Annotated in this window: 15 protein-coding genes and 1 riboswitch; of the genes, 6 read left to right on the plus strand and 9 right to left on the minus strand. The window is 47.5% G+C overall.

Annotated features, from left to right (window positions below; translation table 11 throughout):
• Window positions 1-54 precede the first annotated feature (54 nt).
• The gene (locus ACHWTJ_RS02960) at window positions 55-2,085 is read right to left on the minus strand and encodes a thioredoxin domain-containing protein (RefSeq protein WP_294744024.1); all 2,031 of its coding nucleotides are present in this window, start codon (window positions 2,083-2,085) and stop codon (window positions 55-57) included.
• Between the two features lie 600 nt (window positions 2,086-2,685).
• On the opposite strand from ACHWTJ_RS02960, the gene ACHWTJ_RS02965 reads away from it, so the two are divergent.
• Both ACHWTJ_RS02965 and ACHWTJ_RS02970 read left to right on the plus strand, forming a co-directional pair.
• A complete protein-coding gene (locus ACHWTJ_RS02965; RefSeq protein WP_294744022.1) occupies window positions 2,686-2,865 on the plus strand; it encodes a hypothetical protein in 180 nt (59 codons plus the stop codon).
• Between the two features lie 129 nt (window positions 2,866-2,994).
• Window positions 2,995-5,745 carry an FN3 associated domain-containing protein gene (locus ACHWTJ_RS02970; RefSeq protein WP_394679090.1) on the plus strand — a complete coding sequence of 917 codons (2,751 nt, stop codon included), beginning with the start codon at window positions 2,995-2,997 and terminating at the stop codon, window positions 5,743-5,745.
• Window positions 5,746-5,773: 28 nt separating this feature from the next.
• Here ACHWTJ_RS02970 and ACHWTJ_RS02975 read toward each other — a convergent pair whose 3' ends face one another.
• Window positions 5,774-6,130: a hypothetical protein gene (locus ACHWTJ_RS02975; protein ID WP_294744018.1), complete on the minus strand. Its 357-nt coding sequence runs from the start codon at window positions 6,128-6,130 to the stop codon at window positions 5,774-5,776.
• A 348-nt stretch (window positions 6,131-6,478) separates the two neighbouring features.
• Between ACHWTJ_RS02975 and ACHWTJ_RS02980 the strand changes: the two genes are divergently transcribed.
• Window positions 6,479-7,357, plus strand: a complete 879-nt coding sequence (locus ACHWTJ_RS02980) for a CAP domain-containing protein (protein ID WP_394679091.1) — start codon at window positions 6,479-6,481, stop codon at window positions 7,355-7,357.
• Window positions 7,358-7,444: 87 nt separating this feature from the next.
• Window positions 7,445-7,942 carry a GNAT family N-acetyltransferase gene (locus tag ACHWTJ_RS02985; protein WP_294744015.1) on the plus strand — a complete coding sequence of 166 codons (498 nt, stop codon included), beginning with the start codon at window positions 7,445-7,447 and terminating at the stop codon, window positions 7,940-7,942.
• Window positions 7,943-7,999: 57 nt separating this feature from the next.
• Here ACHWTJ_RS02985 and ACHWTJ_RS02990 read toward each other — a convergent pair whose 3' ends face one another.
• From ACHWTJ_RS02990 to ACHWTJ_RS03005, 4 genes are all read right to left on the minus strand, one after another.
• On the minus strand, window positions 8,000-8,815 hold the full coding sequence (locus ACHWTJ_RS02990) for a MetQ/NlpA family ABC transporter substrate-binding protein (protein ID WP_064299347.1): 816 nt from the start codon (window positions 8,813-8,815) through the stop codon (window positions 8,000-8,002).
• A gap of 27 nt (window positions 8,816-8,842) precedes the next feature.
• Window positions 8,843-9,508, minus strand: coding sequence for a methionine ABC transporter permease (locus tag ACHWTJ_RS02995; RefSeq protein WP_294744905.1), 666 nt, complete (start codon window positions 9,506-9,508; stop codon window positions 8,843-8,845).
• Window positions 9,498-10,511, minus strand: coding sequence for a methionine ABC transporter ATP-binding protein (locus ACHWTJ_RS03000; protein ID WP_294744906.1), 1,014 nt, complete (start codon window positions 10,509-10,511; stop codon window positions 9,498-9,500). The genes ACHWTJ_RS02995 and ACHWTJ_RS03000 overlap by 11 nt, the downstream gene beginning before the upstream one ends.
• Window positions 10,512-10,595: 84 nt before the next feature.
• Window positions 10,596-10,701: riboswitch (SAM riboswitch) on the minus strand.
• A gap of 62 nt (window positions 10,702-10,763) precedes the next feature.
• Window positions 10,764-11,951 carry an aminotransferase class I/II-fold pyridoxal phosphate-dependent enzyme gene (locus tag ACHWTJ_RS03005; RefSeq protein WP_294744909.1) on the minus strand — a complete coding sequence of 396 codons (1,188 nt, stop codon included), beginning with the start codon at window positions 11,949-11,951 and terminating at the stop codon, window positions 10,764-10,766.
• Between the two features lie 149 nt (window positions 11,952-12,100).
• On the opposite strand from ACHWTJ_RS03005, the gene ACHWTJ_RS03010 reads away from it, so the two are divergent.
• The gene (locus ACHWTJ_RS03010; protein ID WP_394679092.1) at window positions 12,101-13,720 is read left to right on the plus strand and encodes an alpha-glucosidase; all 1,620 of its coding nucleotides are present in this window, start codon (window positions 12,101-12,103) and stop codon (window positions 13,718-13,720) included.
• Between the two features lie 61 nt (window positions 13,721-13,781).
• Here ACHWTJ_RS03010 and ACHWTJ_RS03015 read toward each other — a convergent pair whose 3' ends face one another.
• Together ACHWTJ_RS03015 and ACHWTJ_RS03020 are read right to left on the minus strand one after the other, a co-directional pair.
• Window positions 13,782-14,510 carry an MBL fold metallo-hydrolase gene (locus ACHWTJ_RS03015; RefSeq protein ID WP_294744006.1) on the minus strand — a complete coding sequence of 243 codons (729 nt, stop codon included), beginning with the start codon at window positions 14,508-14,510 and terminating at the stop codon, window positions 13,782-13,784.
• Between the two features lie 126 nt (window positions 14,511-14,636).
• A complete protein-coding gene (locus tag ACHWTJ_RS03020; protein ID WP_394679093.1) occupies window positions 14,637-15,443 on the minus strand; it encodes an SMP-30/gluconolactonase/LRE family protein in 807 nt (268 codons plus the stop codon).
• Window positions 15,444-15,608: 165 nt separating this feature from the next.
• On the opposite strand from ACHWTJ_RS03020, the gene ACHWTJ_RS03025 reads away from it, so the two are divergent.
• Entirely contained in the window at window positions 15,609-17,816 is a 2,208-nt protein-coding gene (locus tag ACHWTJ_RS03025; protein ID WP_394679094.1) for a phosphodiester glycosidase family protein, read from the plus strand.
• Window positions 17,817-17,908: 92 nt separating this feature from the next.
• Here the strand turns inward: ACHWTJ_RS03025 and ACHWTJ_RS03030 are convergent, their stop codons facing one another.
• Complete coding sequence (locus tag ACHWTJ_RS03030) at window positions 17,909-18,172, minus strand: metal-sensitive transcriptional regulator (protein ID WP_035410294.1); 264 nt, start codon at window positions 18,170-18,172, stop codon at window positions 17,909-17,911.
• Window positions 18,173-18,263: the final 91 nt, after the last annotated feature.

Raw genomic sequence — 18,263 nt, forward strand, 5'->3', positions numbered from 1 at the left:
GGGGTCTGGTTTTTTGAAAAACCCTCCTGTTTTTTTAAACAAGAGGGAATAGGGTCAGATATTGAGACGTGCGAGGATTTCTGTTAAATTCGTCGTCGGGCGTTCACAAGCAAAATCATGACAGAAATACGCCGTTGGCTCGTCTGGTTCTGGATATTCCGCGAGGAGAGGGACGTGCGGCATCAGCTCACCTTTCTTACCGATCAACAACGCAACTTCCGGTAACCGTAACTGTTGCAGTTGCTTGATTTCGAGCGGGATGTCTACGCCTTCCGGAATCAAGATAATCAATTCCTTCGGTTCCATCTGCCGGTAGGTAAAGGTACTGACAAGTGAGGCGAATCCGGTTGGTTGTTGCTCAACTTCTTCGATTAAAGCTGTGAGCGCCCGTTCGGCACTTTCCTGATAAACGAGACGCCCGGTGAGGCGACTGAGCGTGAAGAAGGCGTTCAAGGCAACGCTATTTCCGGCCGGTGTGACCCCATCATACAGATCGAGTGGACGAACGAGTAGCTCATCGGAGCGGGACGAGGTCAGATAAAAATAACCATCTGCTGTTTGGAATTGATCTTGCAACACGTCTGCGAATGCTAAAGCTTCCTTTAAATGGAGAGCGTGGTGTGTGGACTGAAATAATTCAAGATGTGCATCGATCAAGTACGCATAGTCATCAAGGAAACCGTGACCAGTCGCTCGTCCATCTCGGTAATGAACAGCAAGGTGTTGTTCAGTACGAACGAATCGTTCGAGTGAGGTCATCGCACGCGTGGCAACACGTGTATAATGCGGTTCACCAAAGACACGACCGGCTTTAGCGAACGTCGAGATCATCATCGCGTTCCATGAGGTCAACCGTTTATCATCGCGAAATGGACGCGAACGTTCATTTCGCGCACGAAGGAGAAGCTGGCGCTCACGTTCGAGTTGCACCGCTGTTTCAGCAGGCGACAAGTGAACAGAACGTGCGAATGCCTCAAGTGTTCGTCCCGTCCGGTAAAAGACGTTTCGTCCTTCGAAATTTCCTGATGGTGAAGCGTGGTAGAAGCGCGGGAACAGTGCGTCTGGTCCGAGCAAGTCAGTCAGTTCAGCTGCCGTGAACGTATAAAAATGTCCCTCGCCCCCTTCACTATCCGCATCCAGTGCGGCATAGAAGGTGCCGTCCGGTGCGGTCAGCTCCTGTTCTACGAATGTCAGTACTTCTTCCGCGTAGCGACGGAAGCGAGTCTGACCAGATGCTTGGTAGGTTTCGATGCATACTGTCGCGAACCAAGCATTGTCGTACAGCATCTTCTCGAAATGAGGAATTTCCCATTTGGCATCGACCGTGTAACGAAACAATCCGTAGCCGACTTGATCCGTCATCCCGCCGTCACGCATCGCGATTAGCGATCGCATGACCATGTGGAGCGCTGTCTCGTCTTCTGTGAACTGATAATAATCGAGTAAGAAACGGAGCAGGGCAGGCGACGGAAATTTCGGTGCTTCTCCGAATCCACCGTGTTGACGGTCAAATTGTCGCATCGCTTGATCAAAGGTGTCGTGAATGATGGATTCATCCCAAGCACGGGTAGACGTCGCAGGCTGCAATACGTCGCGGAGCGTCTGTGACATGTTCTGACCGACTTGGGCGATTTTATCTGGTGAACGCCGGAATTGTTCGCTGAGTTGGAGTGTCACCTGACGAAAACTTGGTCGATTGAATTGAGGCGTTTTCGGAAAATACGTCCCGATATAAAACGGTTGCTGATCCGCTGTCATGAAGACACTTAGCGGCCAGCCACCTTGTCCGTTCATGACTTGAGCCGCTGTCATGTACAAGTGGTCGATGTCAGGACGTTCTTCCCGGTCGACTTTGATTGCGATGAAGCGTTCGTTTAAGAGGTGTGCCGTTTCTTCATCCTCGAAGCTTTCGTGAGACAACACATGGCACCAATGGCACGTCGAATAACCAATTGATAAAAAGATTGGCTTGCCAGTCTCCCGTGCGGCAGTAAAGGCGTCTTCGCCCCACGGGTACCAATCGACAGGCTGATGAGCGTGTTGCAATAGGTAGGGACTCGTTTCATGGATAAGTCGATTCGACATGATGGATTTCCCTCGTTTCTTCTATAGTAATGAGTCCTCTTCACGATACTCGGCTTTGATGGTAGTTGCAACTCAGATTCCAACATGAACAAAAACGATTTTTAAAAAGAAAGATTGACTTTATAAATAAAAGTGTGATAGATTATTATAAGTCATGAATCGGGGATGATCACTCATGTGAGAATCTTCAATCCATATCATACAATTAAATCGACAGGTCAGGATTTTTAGACCGCTACTGACAAATGAGTCAGACATAAGTCATCGCTTTTATTTTGTCCTTCTTCATACTACGAGGAGAAGTTGACCCAGCAAGATAAACCTTCCAATCGATACTTTTCCGCTCATTCCCGAGCTATTTCTAAAAATCCCAGTATCATGCGTCCGTTGCAGACGCATCACGATTCTTGCTAAAATGCTTGATTCAGCTGGCGCGGCCAAGGAGCCGTAACAACGAAAGAGAGGTAGGGCTTTCGTCGTTTCAGGTGTTTTGATCACCTGTAATCCTCGATTCTCATGACAACCAAAAACAACGACACGCTGATGAGGCGTTTTTTTTGTGCCTTTTTTCGGGTAATGCTGAAAGAAGGGGGTGACGACATGCCATGGAATGAGAACGACTATCCGGAGTCATTCAAGAACTTTGATCCGCCGCTTCGAAAGAAAGCGATCGAGATCGCGAACGCTTTATTAAAAGACGGCTATGAAGAGGGACGCGCCATTCCGATCGCGACATCGCAAGCTGAAAAATGGTACGAAAGTCACAAAGACGAACATTGAATAGTTGTAAGCGATACCATTTCTTTCATTTACGAAGGATGGTATCTTTTTTTACGAAAAATATACACTATTGAGAATATAATCTGATATTATGAAGAAGTGTCAGAAAATTCAATAGGGGGTCTCATCATGAAATACGGCAGTACGTTTGGAAAGTGGGCATTGGCCGGAGTATTAACAGCAGGAATCCTTCCACAAGCGGGTCTTGTCGGGGCAGAAGGCGAAGGCGTCATCTTGTCTGAATACATAGAAGGAACAAGTAATAACAAGGCAATCGAGCTATACAATGGGTCGGGGCAAATTATTGATTTAGCAGACTATACTCTTGTTCAATACACGAACGGTGGACCGTCAGAAGCGAAAATCACACTTTCGGGGAAAGTGGATCCAGGGAAGACGTTCGTCATCGCGAACTCGAGTGCGAATGCGGACATCAAAGCAAAAGCACAATTGACGACGGGATCATTGAACTTCAACGGAAATGATCCGGTTGCATTGAAAAAGGGCGATGTCGTCCTTGATATCATTGGACCAATCGGTTCGTCAGCTGATTTCGCAAAAGATACGACACTCGTTCGGAATGCGGGCGTCACGTCTGGTGCTAAAACGTACGAACCATCACAGTGGACAAGCTTCCTGGTTGATACACTGACGAATCTCGGAAGCCATCAGACAGAAGCGGGCGATGTTCTCGCAGCACCAACGGCTACTCCAGTCGGTGAAGTCGAGCGTGGGGATCAAGTGACATTGTCAGGTGAAGGAACGATCCATTATACGGTCGATGGTTCGACACCAACTGTCGACAGTCCAGTGTACACGTCACCGATCACGATCAACGACGAAGTGACGATTCAAGCGGTTGCCGTCAAGGATGGTAAAACGTCAGCTGTCTCGACATTCAAGTACTATATCGCACCACCAATCACGAAAATCAGCAGCATTCAAGGCGTTGCGCATACGTCGCCTTATGCAGACCAGCTCGTCCGGACGACAGGTGTCGTCACGTATGTCGTCGATGCGAACAACTTCTACATGCAGGATCCGAATCCGGATAATGACAGCCGGACATCGGAAGGGATTCTCGTCTACGCGAAAAACCATGGTGCTGCCGTTGGACAAAAGGTCGCGACGACAGGATATGTCAAAGAGTGGTTGCTTGGTGGATACAGCGATAAAGCAGATACAGACCTTGCTGTCACGGAAATCAGTACGGTCAATCTCGTGAAAGGTGCGCTTAATGAAGGCTTACCAGCAAGTATCGTTCTTGGTGATAAAGGGGTCTTGATTCCGACACAAGTCGTCGACAATGATTCCTTCGCGCAGTTTGATCCAAAAGAAGATGCGATCGATTTATACGAAAGCTTAGAAGGCATGCGTGTTGCTTTACCGAACGCGATCGTCACCGGACCGCAAGCAAACCGAACGATCCCAGTTCGGACACAAACAGACGCAAACAAGGTCTACACAAAACGTGGCACACCAATCCTGACGAAGGACAACGTCAACCCAGAGCGTCTCTTTGTCGAGATGGGCAGTTCGTCGTACCGGGCGAAAGCTGGTGATACATTTGATGGAACAATCGAAGGCGTCATGAGCTATAACTATTCGGCATACAAAGTACTCGCCAAAGCAGCGGACCTTCCGAAACTCGTCACGCGCGAAGCGGATCGTCAACCGACGAACATCGAAACAGGTAAATCACGATTGACTGTCGCTTCTTACAACGTCGAGAACTTCGCCTCAACAGCGGATGCTGGAAAAGTCGATCGTGTCTCAGAAGGCATCGCGACATTCCTGAAAACGCCGGACATCGTCGGTTTGACAGAGATGCAGGATAACGATGGTGCAACGGATAGCGGAACAGTTGACGCTTCGAAATCATTCGAGACATTGATTGCAGCAATCGAAGCGAAAACAGGTGTCCGGTATGCCTATACGGACATTGCACCAGAAGACAAGAAGGACGGTGGACAGCCGGGCGGAAACATCCGTGTCGGATTCCTTTACAATCCAGCACGTGTATCACTCGCACCAGGAGAAAAAGGTGGCGCAACGGAAGCTGTTGCAGTCGAAAACGGCAAGCTGACGAAAAACCCAGGTCGTATTCAACCGACGGATCCGAACTTTGCCAGTTCACGGAAACCACTCGTCGCGGAATTCCTCTTCAACGGTGATTCGTACCATGTCATCGTCAACCACTTCAACTCTAAAGGTGGCGATGGAGCAGACTTCGGTAAAAACCAACCGGTCGTGCGTAAGAGTGAAGTCCAGCGTCATGCGATTGCGAACATCGTCCAAAACTTCGTCTCTGAGTTGAAGACGGAAGTCAAAGACTCGAATGTCGTCGTCCTCGGTGACCTCAATGACTTCCAGTTCTCAGAAACGTTAAATATCCTGAAAGGGAAAAACCTCTGGAACACAGTCGACGATCTTCCAGAATCCGAGCGTTACTCTTACGTCTATAACGGAAATGCTCAGGTGCTTGATCACATCTTGATCTCGAATAACTTAAAACGTTATACGTCTTCTGATATTGTCAACATCAACTCGGAGTATATGGAAGCAGATGGTAGCGCGAGTGACCACGATCCGGCGATCATCTCGATTCAAGGTGCAGAAACGGTAGTACCAGTCAAAGGAGTTGCAGAAATCGGAAAGTGGCGTGCCGTTCAAAAAGGAAAACACATTTTCCTCGAATGGAAATTAGGTCGTCATTGGCTAAAAGCGAGCGGAACAACTGGAGAGCAACAAGGTGAGTTACTCGCACTACGTGTATCGCAAGACCGACCATATATTCAAGTGAAGACGAAAAAAGGAAAAACGATTTGGTTAGAGCTTGTTAACCTATGCCAATTAAAAGAGACTAAAAAATATCAGTAATTGAACGGTATTATGATGAAAAGCGGACTTAATGGTCCGCTTTTTTGCGTGACGGTAAAAAGAGTGAGAAAAGAGAAAGCATGCTAATCGAGAGTGTTGAGATTAAAGCGATAGGGAGAGGGATGACGCGGAACATATACGTGAAGTGGATCAAGATCAAAAATAGAATGATAGCAAGACCGGGAATGAATTTTTTAGAAAGTAGCATTCCAGAACCGGGAACAAGTAATTCGAAACCGAGGCGTTGATTCAATCGGACATCTTCGTGCGCATTAGCTAAACTAAACGATACGGTCAAAGCTACGAGAATCATCCATCCAGAAAATAAGTATTGCTGAATTGGTAAAAAGGCGATGGACTCATAAATGAAATACAGTAAAACCATAGGTCAACTCCTTCATTTCATTATGTTATTTGGAAAAGCATTGAAAGTTTGGCTTACGAATTCTAATGATACCGAGTAGGAATTCCGAGAGCAATCAAAAATCTTGAATGACGAAATAAAAGAATGTTCACACATTTTAAGAAAAGGGGAAGATGGTTTAGAATATGTACTAAATACTTTTAAGAATCCTCATCACTAAAGCATTTTACTAATATGAGAACGTTCTCATAAAATGTGTCGAATTTGTGGACGTAAGATGTGATTTTAACAATTAAGAGCCAATAACTGTTCGGAAGAATCATTTTCTTTTAAAATAAAGGTAATGATTAAAGGAGGCGAAACGAAGACATGAAAAAATGGTTGATCATCGGAGTAGCAGCAGTAGCTTTTTTCGGCTACGAGAACATTCCAATGGAACAAGCAGAAGCCGATTATCCGAAAAGCGGTGGCAAGCTGATTGATCGATACAGCAGTGAATACCCAGGTTATGACTGGGAAGTCAGGCGAACTGCGAGTGAGGAATTCGTTTCGTTGACGAAAGACGGGAAAGAGTATGGGAAGTACCGATTTAAAAATGGTATAACGACGCAAGGGGCGGTCTTGAACAAGGATACTGAATCGTCGCTGAAGAAAAAAGGGTGGACCGCAGTGAAGTCCTACCGTAAAGGCAACACGAACTACATGTTGAATCTGGATCATGCAGCCGTCTATGAGAAGAAGGGGAATTACGTCACCTATTTCTTCGACCAACATGATGGCAATAAGGTCAAAGCGACACTTGCAATTCCAAAAGACGTTGAAGCAAAGAAAAAAGGTTTCTACGGTACCGCTTCGAATGCTTTACGTACAACAGATGAAAAATTGATGCTTCGTTTGATGAATTGGGAACGGGCTGACTATAAGTTGAATCCGTTAGCTCCGTATACGGCATTAAAGCCAGTGACACGCGGGCATAGCGAAAATATGGCGAAGAACAACTTCTTCTCGCATACAGATCCGCAAGGACGTGATCCGTTTGACCGAATGAAGCGTGAAGGTATTACGTTCAGCTATGCTGGTGAAAATCTATCAATGGGCTATCCAAATGTCTTTGCAGCACATTGGGGCTTAATGAATTCAAAAGGGCACCGGGAAAACATTCTGAAAAAAGAGTACAAGCAAGCAGATGTCGGTGTGGCATTCCGAAGTAATGCGCCATACTTCACGATTAATTTCCGGACGCCTTAAATAGAAGAATGGGGGACGATATTTCGCGATGTCGTCCTCTTTTTCATGAGGCGATCTGTTTTACACTAAAGGCAGGAGGTGGAGCATTTGGAAATACGTCAATTGAATGCAGAAGATGCAGTACTCTATAAAGCGTTGCGATTAGAAGCGTTGCAAAATCATCCGGAAGCGTTCGGGTCCGATTATGAAGTGGAAAAAGATCGACCGATCGAGCAATATGCTATGCGCTTTCAGAACGAACAAGCAGCGACGTTCGGTGCGTTTCATGAAGGAGAACTCGTTGGTGTCGTCACCATCGTCTGCTCCGAGCCGTTCAAGATGCGACATCGAGCCGATTTATTTGCGATGTACGTCACGCCACGCGTCCGAAAACAACAGATTGGACGGCAATTGGTACAAGAGGCATTACAAGCATTACAGGAACGTCCTTGGATCGAGCAGGTTCATCTCTCGGTCGTCCGGACGAATGAAGCCGCTAAAGCTCTCTATCGGTCGCTTAGTTTTGAATCATACGCGATCGAACCACGGGCGCTGAAAATCGATGATACCTATCATGATGAAGAACTGATGTGGTATCGGTTCTAACACAAAATGACCGGAATTCAAAGAGAGTATCTCTCCTTGAATTCCGGTCATTTTTTATCAGTTTGCCCATTCAGGCTTGCTGAAGCCTTTGAATGATTTTTCGATGACTGTATTGAAAGCGTCCGATTCGACGGCTGCTTTTAAGTCTTTTGCGACTTGCTTGTCCGCATCTTTCGTTTGGACAGCGACGAGGTTACGGTATTGTTCGTCCATCGTCTCAAGCGCTAACGCATCGAGTAAGTCGAATTTCGCAGCAAGTGCGAAGTTTCCTGGAACGGCTGAGATATCGACACTTTCGACGGCGCGTGGCAGTTGAGCCGCTTCGAGTGGTTTGATGACGAGTTTCTTCGGATTCTTGACGATATCTTTTTCTGAAACGGTCAGTGGATCAGCGTCCGGCTTGAGTTCAATCCACCCTTGTTCCGCAAGCAAGTTCAGTGCCCGTGCTTGGTTCGTCGGATCATTCGGCGTTGCAACTTCAGCACCTGTCTTGACGTCGTCAAGCGTCTTCGCTGTCTTGCTGTATAGTCCCATCGGTGCTGTCGGAACCGTGATGAGTCCTTTTAAGTCGAGGTTCTTTTCTTTAGAGAACGTCTTGAGATAGATCGAGTGTTGGAACAAGTTGGCGTCGATGTTTCCGCTACCGAGGGCGATGTTCGGTTGGATGTAATCGCTGAATTCGACGATTTCGACTTTATAGCCTTTCTTTTCGAGTTGTGGTTGAATCGCTTGTTTGACCATATCGCTATACGGACCGCTTGTCGCACCGATCTTAATCGTCTTGTCTTTTTCATCAGCGCTGCTATCTCCGCATCCTGCGAGGACTCCTGCACCGAGTAAGGCTGTTGCTAAAAAGGCATATCGTTTTTTCATAATTCTACTCTCCCTTTGTATGTATGATTAGCGTTTATCTGTTTTTCGCGCCAGTTGATTCCCAAGTGCTTGAATGCTTTGGACGATGACGATGAGGACGACGATTGTCACGATCATGATGAAATTATCATAGCGATAGTAGCCGAAACGGATCGCGAGGTCACCGACACCACCGCCGCCGACGATCCCAGCCATTGCCGAGAAGCCAATCAGACTGATCGTCGTTAGCGTGATGCCTTGAATGATGCCGGGAAGTGCTTCCGGTAAAAGGACGCTGACGATGATCCGCAAGGGTTTCGCCCCGCAGGCTTCCGCTGCTTCAATCAAACCGGGCGGAATTTCACGTAGTGACGTCTCGACGAGTCGTGCAAGAAACGGAATCGCTGCGACACTGAGGCTGACGGATGCAGCCGTCGGACCAATCGTATTATCGAGTAAGAACTTCGTTAATGGAATAAGGGCAACAAGCAAGATGATGAACGGTAAGGACCGGACGATGTTGACGACGAAGTCAAGGACACGTCGGACGGCAAGGTTTTGAAAGAATAAACCGCGATCGGTGACGAACAAGAGAATCCCGAGCGGAATCCCGATGACCAATGCAAAAGCAAGTGAAATTCCGACCATCCATGCCGTCTCACCGAGCGCCTTCAACAACTCGGGTAACATCGTTTGAATACGATCAAGCCACATCCTGAATCACCTCGAGAGCATGAAGTTCCGTCGCGAGCCAGTCGAGGGCAGGAGCGATTTGATCAGGAGATCCCGTCAAGCTGACGATCAGAACACCGAAGGCGACGTCTTGAATATAGTCGACCTTGCCGTGCAAGATGCTGACTGAAATATCGTAACGGCGGATTGCTTCCGATAATGTACTCTCACCGGTCTTCTCGCCCGTAAATTGCAAGCGGATGATCTTACCCGGTGTTGCCTGTAAGATGCGTTCCGGTAGCTCGATTTGTAATGCCGTGTCGACATAATGTTGTGTGACCGGATGTTTGGCTTGGCTGAACAAGTCATAAGTAGAGGCGACTTCGACGACCTCTCCTTGCGACATGACCGCGACACGATGACAAATCTGTTTGACGACATCAATCTCATGCGTGATGAGGACGATCGTCAATCCGAGTCGTTCATTCAAATCCTTCAACAGTTCAAGGATCTGTAGTGTCGTAACGGGGTCAAGGGCAGAGGTTGCTTCGTCACATAACAGGACGGTCGGATCATTCGCGAGTGCCCGGGCAATCCCGACGCGCTGTTTCTGACCACCGCTTAATTGGCTCGGGAAGTTCGTCTCAAATCCTTCAAGGCCGACGAGTGAGACGAGTTCGCGAATTCGCTCCGGAAAATCTGCGCGTTTGACACCAGCCGCCTTGAGCGCAAAAGCGATATTATCCGCGACGTTGCGCGATTGGATCAGTTGAAAATGCTGAAAGATCATTCCTGTCCGCAAGCGAAGTTGACGTAGTTCCGATTTTGGCATCCCGCCGAGCGAGACACCGTCGACCTTGACGGTTCCTTGTGTCGGATGCTCAAGCCCGTTGATGAGACGAAGCAATGTACTTTTACCGGCACCGGACTCACCGATGATCCCGAAGATTTCTCCTTTTTGGATCGTTAAATCGACATCCCGTAATGCAAAAATCGGGGTCCGGTCTCGGACGAACCGTTTTGTAATGTGTTTGAATTCAATCATCCGCTCATCTCCTCATACAAAAAAAGTCGCTTTTTCCTAGTAGCAGAGCAACCAGAAAAAAGCGACGAAAGTGTAAGATTTCGTAACTTATCTCTCAGAATGAAAATCATTCTGTAGGATGTGGCACCGTTCCTAATAGGTGGTTGCCGGACGTCGTTGGGCCTAATCCCTCGGTCGCTCTCGATAAGTAGTTATACTGTTGGGACTTACTTTAACGGAAATGATTCCCATCTGTCAAATGTTTTTTCAGAATTATTCCGCAACGGGTGTCCGGAACAGACTGAGTGTTCCGATTCGGTCGACGGCCTCTTCTAGACGTTCGACGTCAGCAATCAAGCTGATCCGGACGTAGCCTTCACCGTATTCACCGAAGAAGGATCCCGGGGTCACGGCGACGTGTGCTTCGTCAAGTAGATGATCGGTGAAGCTTTGAGACGTGTAACCTTCAGGAACTGGAAGCCAGACGAAGAAGGAACCGCCTGGACGTGGTCCACTCCAGCCGATCGCATCGAGTTTTGCGAACAACGCATCGCGTCGTGTTTCATATAAGCTACTTAACTCATGGACACATGTCTGATCACTCGTCAGAGCGACGGTCGCCGCATGTTGAATCGGTGTGAAGGCACTGACGTAGAGATGTTCTTGGTACGTCTCGATGCTTGAGATGACAGACGGATTTCCAATTGCGAAGGCGATCCGGAAGCCGGACATATTGAAGCGTTTCGAGAGTGAGAATAGCTCGATTCCGACGTCTTTTGCCCCTTCCGTCTGCAGAAAGCTTCGCGTTGGACCATCGAAACTGATGCCACCGTAGGCTAAGTCATGGACGACGCAAATATCATGGGCATCGGCGAAAGCGACCGTCTGTTCGAAGGCTTCTGCTGTCGCGGTCGCACCCGTCGGATTACTCGGGTAGTTGAGAAACAACATCCGGGCACGCTCGACGTCCGTTGTATCAAGCAAGTCATAATCGGGTAAGAAGCCGTTTTTCTCAAGCAACGGAAGCGTAATCGGAAATGCGCCAGCAAGTGCAGCACCAGACAGATAATCCGGATATCCTGGATCCGGGACGATGACACCTTCTCCAGGGTTGACGATTGTTTGCGGTAAGGCGACGATTCCGGCTTTACTACCGAGAAGAATCGCGACTTCCGTTGCCGGATCGATCGTGACGCCGAATTCGTTCGCATAAAAGCTTGCGACGGCTTGTTTTAGAAAATCATGTCCACGAAACGGTGGATATTGAAGGTTTGTTGGCTCATCGATCGCCTGTTTTAAGGCGTCGAGAATATGTACAGGTGTCGTCTGGTCGGGTGTTCCTTGACCCAGTGTGATGACATCGTGTCCGGCTGCTTTTACAGCACCAATCCGGTTCGCAAGCTCAGCGAAGACGGGAGCAGGAAGCCGATCGATAGCGATGGATGGAGCGAAATGTTTCATGGGTGAATGCCTCCTTCGTGGTATTGTCGTCAAGGATAACGAATATTCAGTCAAAAGAAAAGAACTTTTTCGAAATTCAAAAAAATTATTGAATTAACAGGTACAGACAAGTGGAGCGGGAATAAAGAGTTAGGGAGAGGAGTGAGGAGATGAAGCGAGCTAGCTGGAAAGAGGCAGTCGTCTATCAAGTTTACTGGCGTAGTTTTAAGGATTCGAATGGGGACGGAATCGGTGATTTGCGAGGTGTCATCGAAAAACTTGATTATATCGCTTCGCTTGGTGTCGATGTTGTCTGGTTGAATCCGTGTTATCGTTCCCCGGACGTTGATAACGGCTATGATATTGCCGATTATTACACGATCATGGATAAGGCCGGGACGATGGGGGATTTACAGGAATTGATTACGGCGGCTCACGCCCGTGGATTGAAAATCATACTTGATTTAGTCGTCAATCACACGAGTGACCAGCATGACTGGTTCCGCCAGTCGCGGGACCGGATTAATGACAAGGATGATTGGTACATCTGGAAAGACGGCACGAAAGGGACGCCACCGAACAATTGGCGCTCGTACTTTGCATCAAGCCCGTGGACGTGGAGTGAAGAACGCGGGCAGTATTATTTCCATTCTTTTGCGAAAGAACAACCGGACTTGAACTGGGAGCACCCAGCTGTGAGGCAAGCGATCTACGATATGATGAACTGGTGGATTGCTCAAGGGATTGACGGCTTCCGGATGGATGTCATCAATTTGATTAAAAAACGGACGCTTGAGGATGTCGTCAATCCGTTTGATTTATCGTATCTCGGGAATCAGCCCGGCGTACATGACTTCCTGCAGGAGATGCATGCGAACGTCCTTGCCGAGAAGGACTTGTTCACAGTCGGTGAGATTCCGTTCGTCGGTCCAGAAGACGGGCTGTTATATGTCAGTGAAGAACGGAACGAACTTCGGACGCTGTTTCATTTCGAGATCGCGGACGATATGGAGGCGATGGATCTCTTACGATTCAAGGAGATTCAAAAACGCTGGTATGATGTCTTATACCCATTAGGTGTCAATTCACAGTTTCTCAACAACCATGATCATACACGGCAAGTGACGCGCTTCGGCAGTGAACGATACCGCGTCGAGAGCGCGAAACTACTCGGTTTGATGTTGCATACGTTACCGGGCATTCCTTACGTGTATCAAGGAGAAGAGATCGGGATGACGGGGATTCGTTTCTCAGATCCATCGCTCTATCAAGATGTCGCCTTTCGAAATCGATACGAAGAGCGCGTCGCTGGTGGCGAGGACCCGGAGGTCGTACTCTCGTCAATGCAGTTACTCGCCCGTGATAACTCCCGCACGCCGATGCAATGGGACGATACGCATGCGGCAGGCTTTACGAGTGGAAAACCGTGGTTAGCCGTCAATCCGAATTATACGGACATCAATGTCGCACAAGCAGAAGCAGATCCATCGTCCGTACTTGCTTTTTACCGGACGTTGATTCAGATGCGCAAGGATCATCCAATCATGGTCTACGGTACGTACCGAGACCTGGCACTGCATGATCCGTATCTCTATATTTATGAACGGGAACTAGAAGGAGAAGTCTGGCGGATCGTCCTCAACGTATACGACGAACCGATGCAGACCGCCTTTATCTTACCGAAGGAAAAGTTACTCGTATCGAACTACCGGGATACCCCGGATGAATTACGTCCCTATGAAGCACGTGTTTATCGTTATGGTGTTACAGAACAGAATAGAGCGGTTTGAAGGAAAAAACATCCACGGACGTGTCGGAAAATACGTCCGTGGATGTTTTCGTGTGGATAGGTTACTTGAAAGGTGATAATTTTTTCGTTTGTAAGACTTGCGCGAATCGATCGACGGCTTGGCGCATCTCGTAACTCGGTCCAAGGATAAGCGGACCATGTCCGACGGCAAGGATATCCGGAGACAGTTCCGTCAATTGATCAGCGGAGCGAAGGGCAACATCCGGATCCCATGTCGCAAGTGCCGGGAACGGGAATTGCCATCGGACGTCACCGGAGACGGCGAGCCCTCCTTGTGTCTGAAAAGCATCTCCGGCAATCAACGTCCGGCTCCCTTCATGCCAAAGCGAAATCGAACCGGGCGTATGTCCAGGTGAGGCGATAACGCTGAGACTACCGACTTGTTGACCACTTTCGAGCAATCGATCCGGACGTGTTTTGATGTTTTTCGGAATACCGCCTTTTAAAGGTGTCGTTTCGCCTTCGCGTAGCGTCTCATCCCCGCTGAGCAATGCAGCATCACGGTAACTGATGCAGACTTGGGCAAGAGGAAAGGCATTCGCAAGGAAGTCGAGTGATCCGACATGATCGGCATGAGCGTGTGTCAGGATGATCGCACCGAGCGGTTTTTCTTGTTTACGGATGTAGTGATAAAGCGCCTTTGCGTTGATTCCGAGTCCGGCATCAATCAATGTTAAACTGTCTGCTTCTTCAAACAGGTAGCAATTGACCGGGAAAAAGGATGGGGTCGTCTGCAGTTGATGTAAACGTTCGATGATCGTGACACGCATCGGCTTCACTCCTTCAAAAAATGAATAGTCTTCTTCTTTAGTATCGTCTGTTTTTTTAGATGCGTCTAGACGAATTGTGTGGAAAAGGAGGCATCACCTCTAAAAAGATGATCCCTCCTTTGCTAATCATTCAAATGTGACGACGAAGACAGCGCCGGCGTGTGGTGTCTCATCCCCATCAGCAGCTGTCGTGACGAGTAACCGATCTTCATACAAAATCGGACAGGTCGGATTCGAGACGGGAAAATCGACATGTGCTAGTTTTTCGCCTGTCGAGAGATTCCAGCGTGTGATGCATGATCCGGCGTAATGCGCGATCCAAGCATGACCTTCAGCATCCTGCGTCATACCATCCGGGAATCCTTCTTCTTCTTCGAGATCAACGGCGACGCGTTTATTCGAAAGTAGCGCGTCCGGATCATAATCGAAGGCATAGACTTTTTTCGTCGGTGTATCGATATGATAGAGCGTCTTGCCATCTTCTGACCAGACGAGCCCGTTAGAGTTCGTCAAGTCTTCATGTAAGACATCAATGGAACCGTCATGACGTAGACGGAACAGTCCAGCCGTCTTACCGTCTTCTTCATTAATGCTACCGGCGACATATTGTCCGGTCGGATCGAGCTTTCCGTCATTCATACGGTCAGAATCTGGTAGGGACAATTGATGCTCAAGAGACAGATGTCCTTCCTTGAGATCAAATGTACCGAAGCCGTGTGCTGACGTTACACGTAATAAATCTGGCGCATCCGTCAAGGCAATCGATGTGATGGCACTTGGTAACGTATACGGTTTAAGTGCTTCAGTGACGAGATCATATGAAAAAAGCAATTGATTCGGAATATCGACAAAGTAGAAACGTTTCGTTTTCGCGTCGTAGACGGGAGATTCCCCTGTCTTGCACGCAACATCGATAAATAAAGATACAGTCATGGAAAGTGCCTCCTACATCATGTATGAATTCATGTGTTTCTTCTTACAAAATAAAAGAATCGTTTAACTGTTTTCTATACCTGTTCCGAATAAAAATAAACCTCTTCTAAATTTATTATGTCATTTATTTACTAAAAAAGGCATAATATATAACGGAGGTGGAACATGTTCAAGAAAATTTGTATTTTATTAACATCTTTTTGTCTTTTTCAATCTGTTGGTCCCATACAGGCAGAAACGATTTCAAAAGGTGTCACCTATACGACGAAATCAGAAACACTCTCGGGAACCCCACAGTTATTTCGACATATAACGATTCAGCCAGATGCTGGGAACTACTGGGTGACAACGAAAGGAAGAGATCGTGTATTAGCAACAGAGTCCTTGCCTTCTCAAGTCAGTCGCGTGACAGCGAGTGGGGGACGTGTCGTAACGGCAATCAATGCAGATATGTACCGAGTAGCATCAGGACTGCCGATTGGTCTTCAGATTCAGCAAAATCAAGTATTAGTCAGCCATAGCGTAAAAGATTCTGCAACGAAATTTCCCTCTTTCACGATCAATGGACAAGGAAATCCAGAAATCGGTTCATTCGGGATCATTGGATCCGTGACGTCCGGTACGAAACGGGTAACGATTCATTCGGTCAACCGGAATGAAAATTTAGCAAATCGAATCGGCATCTTTAGTTCTGCGCATCATGCTTCGAAAATCTTGAAGCTGATCGAACCATCAGAAGCGATGAAAAAAGAGATCGCCATCGTCTACTTAAAGGGACCGACGACGTCAGCATTCACTCTTGGCAAGAACTATCAGTGGACGATTGAATCGGTAGATACGACATTCCGTAAAGAAATTAAGTTACCGGACGCAGGTGTCGTCTTGGTCGGACTCGGAAAACAAAAAGAAGCGTTGCTGTCTCTCGTCAAAGCAGCTGAAGAAAAATCGGATGGTCTGCTCTCGACACAATTGAATTTAGTTCAGTTATCGAACCTGCAAATTCGAAATGATATCCAAGAGGCTGTCTCCGGATATAACTGGTTGATTCAAAACGGTGTTGGATATAATTTGGAGAGCTTAGCCTTGAATCATGATCGTTTTTTGATGCTTGCTCGTAAAGCGCGGACACTGATCGGGACGACCGCGGATGGAACGGTTCAGATCATCACGGTCGACCAAGCTCGCTCTGACTCAAAAGGTATTACGATGCTTGAGGCAGTCGAACAAATGAAGCGTCTAGGTGTGACGTCAGCCCTCGCATTCGATGGAGGAGGGTCGACAGAGCTGATGGTCAGACGCGCCGGGGAGTTTTTACCTCGAACAGCGAATGTACCGGCAGACGGAAGAAGTCGTTCCATTACGAATGGTCTTCTCTTAGCGACGCATTATATTCCATCGAATCAGGCGGCAACGATTCTGTTGACAGCCCCTAAAGAATTGTATGTGGGTGAAACAAGTGGATTTGGACTAAAGTTGACGGATACGAATGGCCAGCCTGTAGATGCAACGAAGAAATCAATTGTTTGGAAGGGGATAGGTGTCAAAGGACTACAAATCACGGCACCGCTGACTCCAGGAAAATGGACGGGAACGATGCAAGTTGACCATGCCAAACGTACCGTATCGATTCCAATCACGAATCGCTTGACCGGTCTTACCGTGAATGGCGGTCGTCCGATTCTATTAAAAGTAGGGCAACGCCTCGCGATTTCATCAGAAGGATGGTTAAACGGACGACGTGTCGGTATTCCTGCTGCTCAACTCAATTATCAGGTCGCGAACGGTAGCATCGCATCCGTCACGAAGGGGAATGTAGTAGCAAAAAAAGTCGGGAAGACGGAACTCACAGTCTCGTCTGGCGGGAAAATCGTTCGATTACCGGTCACCGTTTCGGCTATGAAAAAAGAGGAAGTTATCGATTCCTTCGAACAGGGTGTCTATGAAGCTGTGTCTCCGTACGTTTCGAGTTATGCTGTTCGTCTCAGTTCTTTACAGAAGACTTCTGGTAAACAATCGCTCGAAATGACATACGATTATTCAGGATGGACGAAACAAAACGGAGCCATGTACATTAAAAAAGCGTCATGGATCATACCTTCTCCTGCCCGTGCACTGACGATTGACGTGTACGGAGATGGACGCGCGCCTTGGCTTCGCTCAGAAGTGAGAGATGCTGCGGGAAATCGACATGTCGTGGATTTCGTCAAGAAGGTAGATTGGAAAGGATTTAAAACGGTACAAGCGACACTCGATCCGACGTGGCCAACACCTCTTAAAATCGAATCGCTGTATTTTGTTGAAACGGATGTAACGAAAAAGGGAACAACCATTAAAAGTAAGGTGTACTTGGATCAACTCAAAGTTTTATACTAAATCGCAAAAAAACAGGGCATCAGATTTCAATGAAATCTTGCCCCTGTTTTTTTAATCAGATATAAATTACTCTGAGAAGTGGTCTATAGTAATTAGCGACTTTTGACGAGAAGATTTACGGCTTCCTTCACAAGCTCTTCTGTCTGACCGTCACCATTTTGTTCGGCTTCCTTTACGCACTCGATTAAATTCGAACTGACGACGACACCGATCGTACGATCAATCGCGGAGCGGGCAGCAGAAAGTTGTGTGATGACATCACGACAGTCTTGACCCTCTTCCATCATGCGAAGGATGCCACGCAATTGTCCTTCGATACGACTGACACGATTTTTCATTTTTCGATCATAATCCATTTGTGTTCCTCCGTTTCTTACTAGAACTAACGTATGTGTACTATCTTTATGCTATGCCCATAACGGTATTACTGTCAATTTAATCGAATTT

It is taken from the genome of uncultured Exiguobacterium sp., from assembly GCF_964277885.1.
In the GTDB taxonomy this organism is placed as follows: Bacteria; Bacillota; Bacilli; order Exiguobacteriales; family Exiguobacteriaceae; genus Exiguobacterium_A.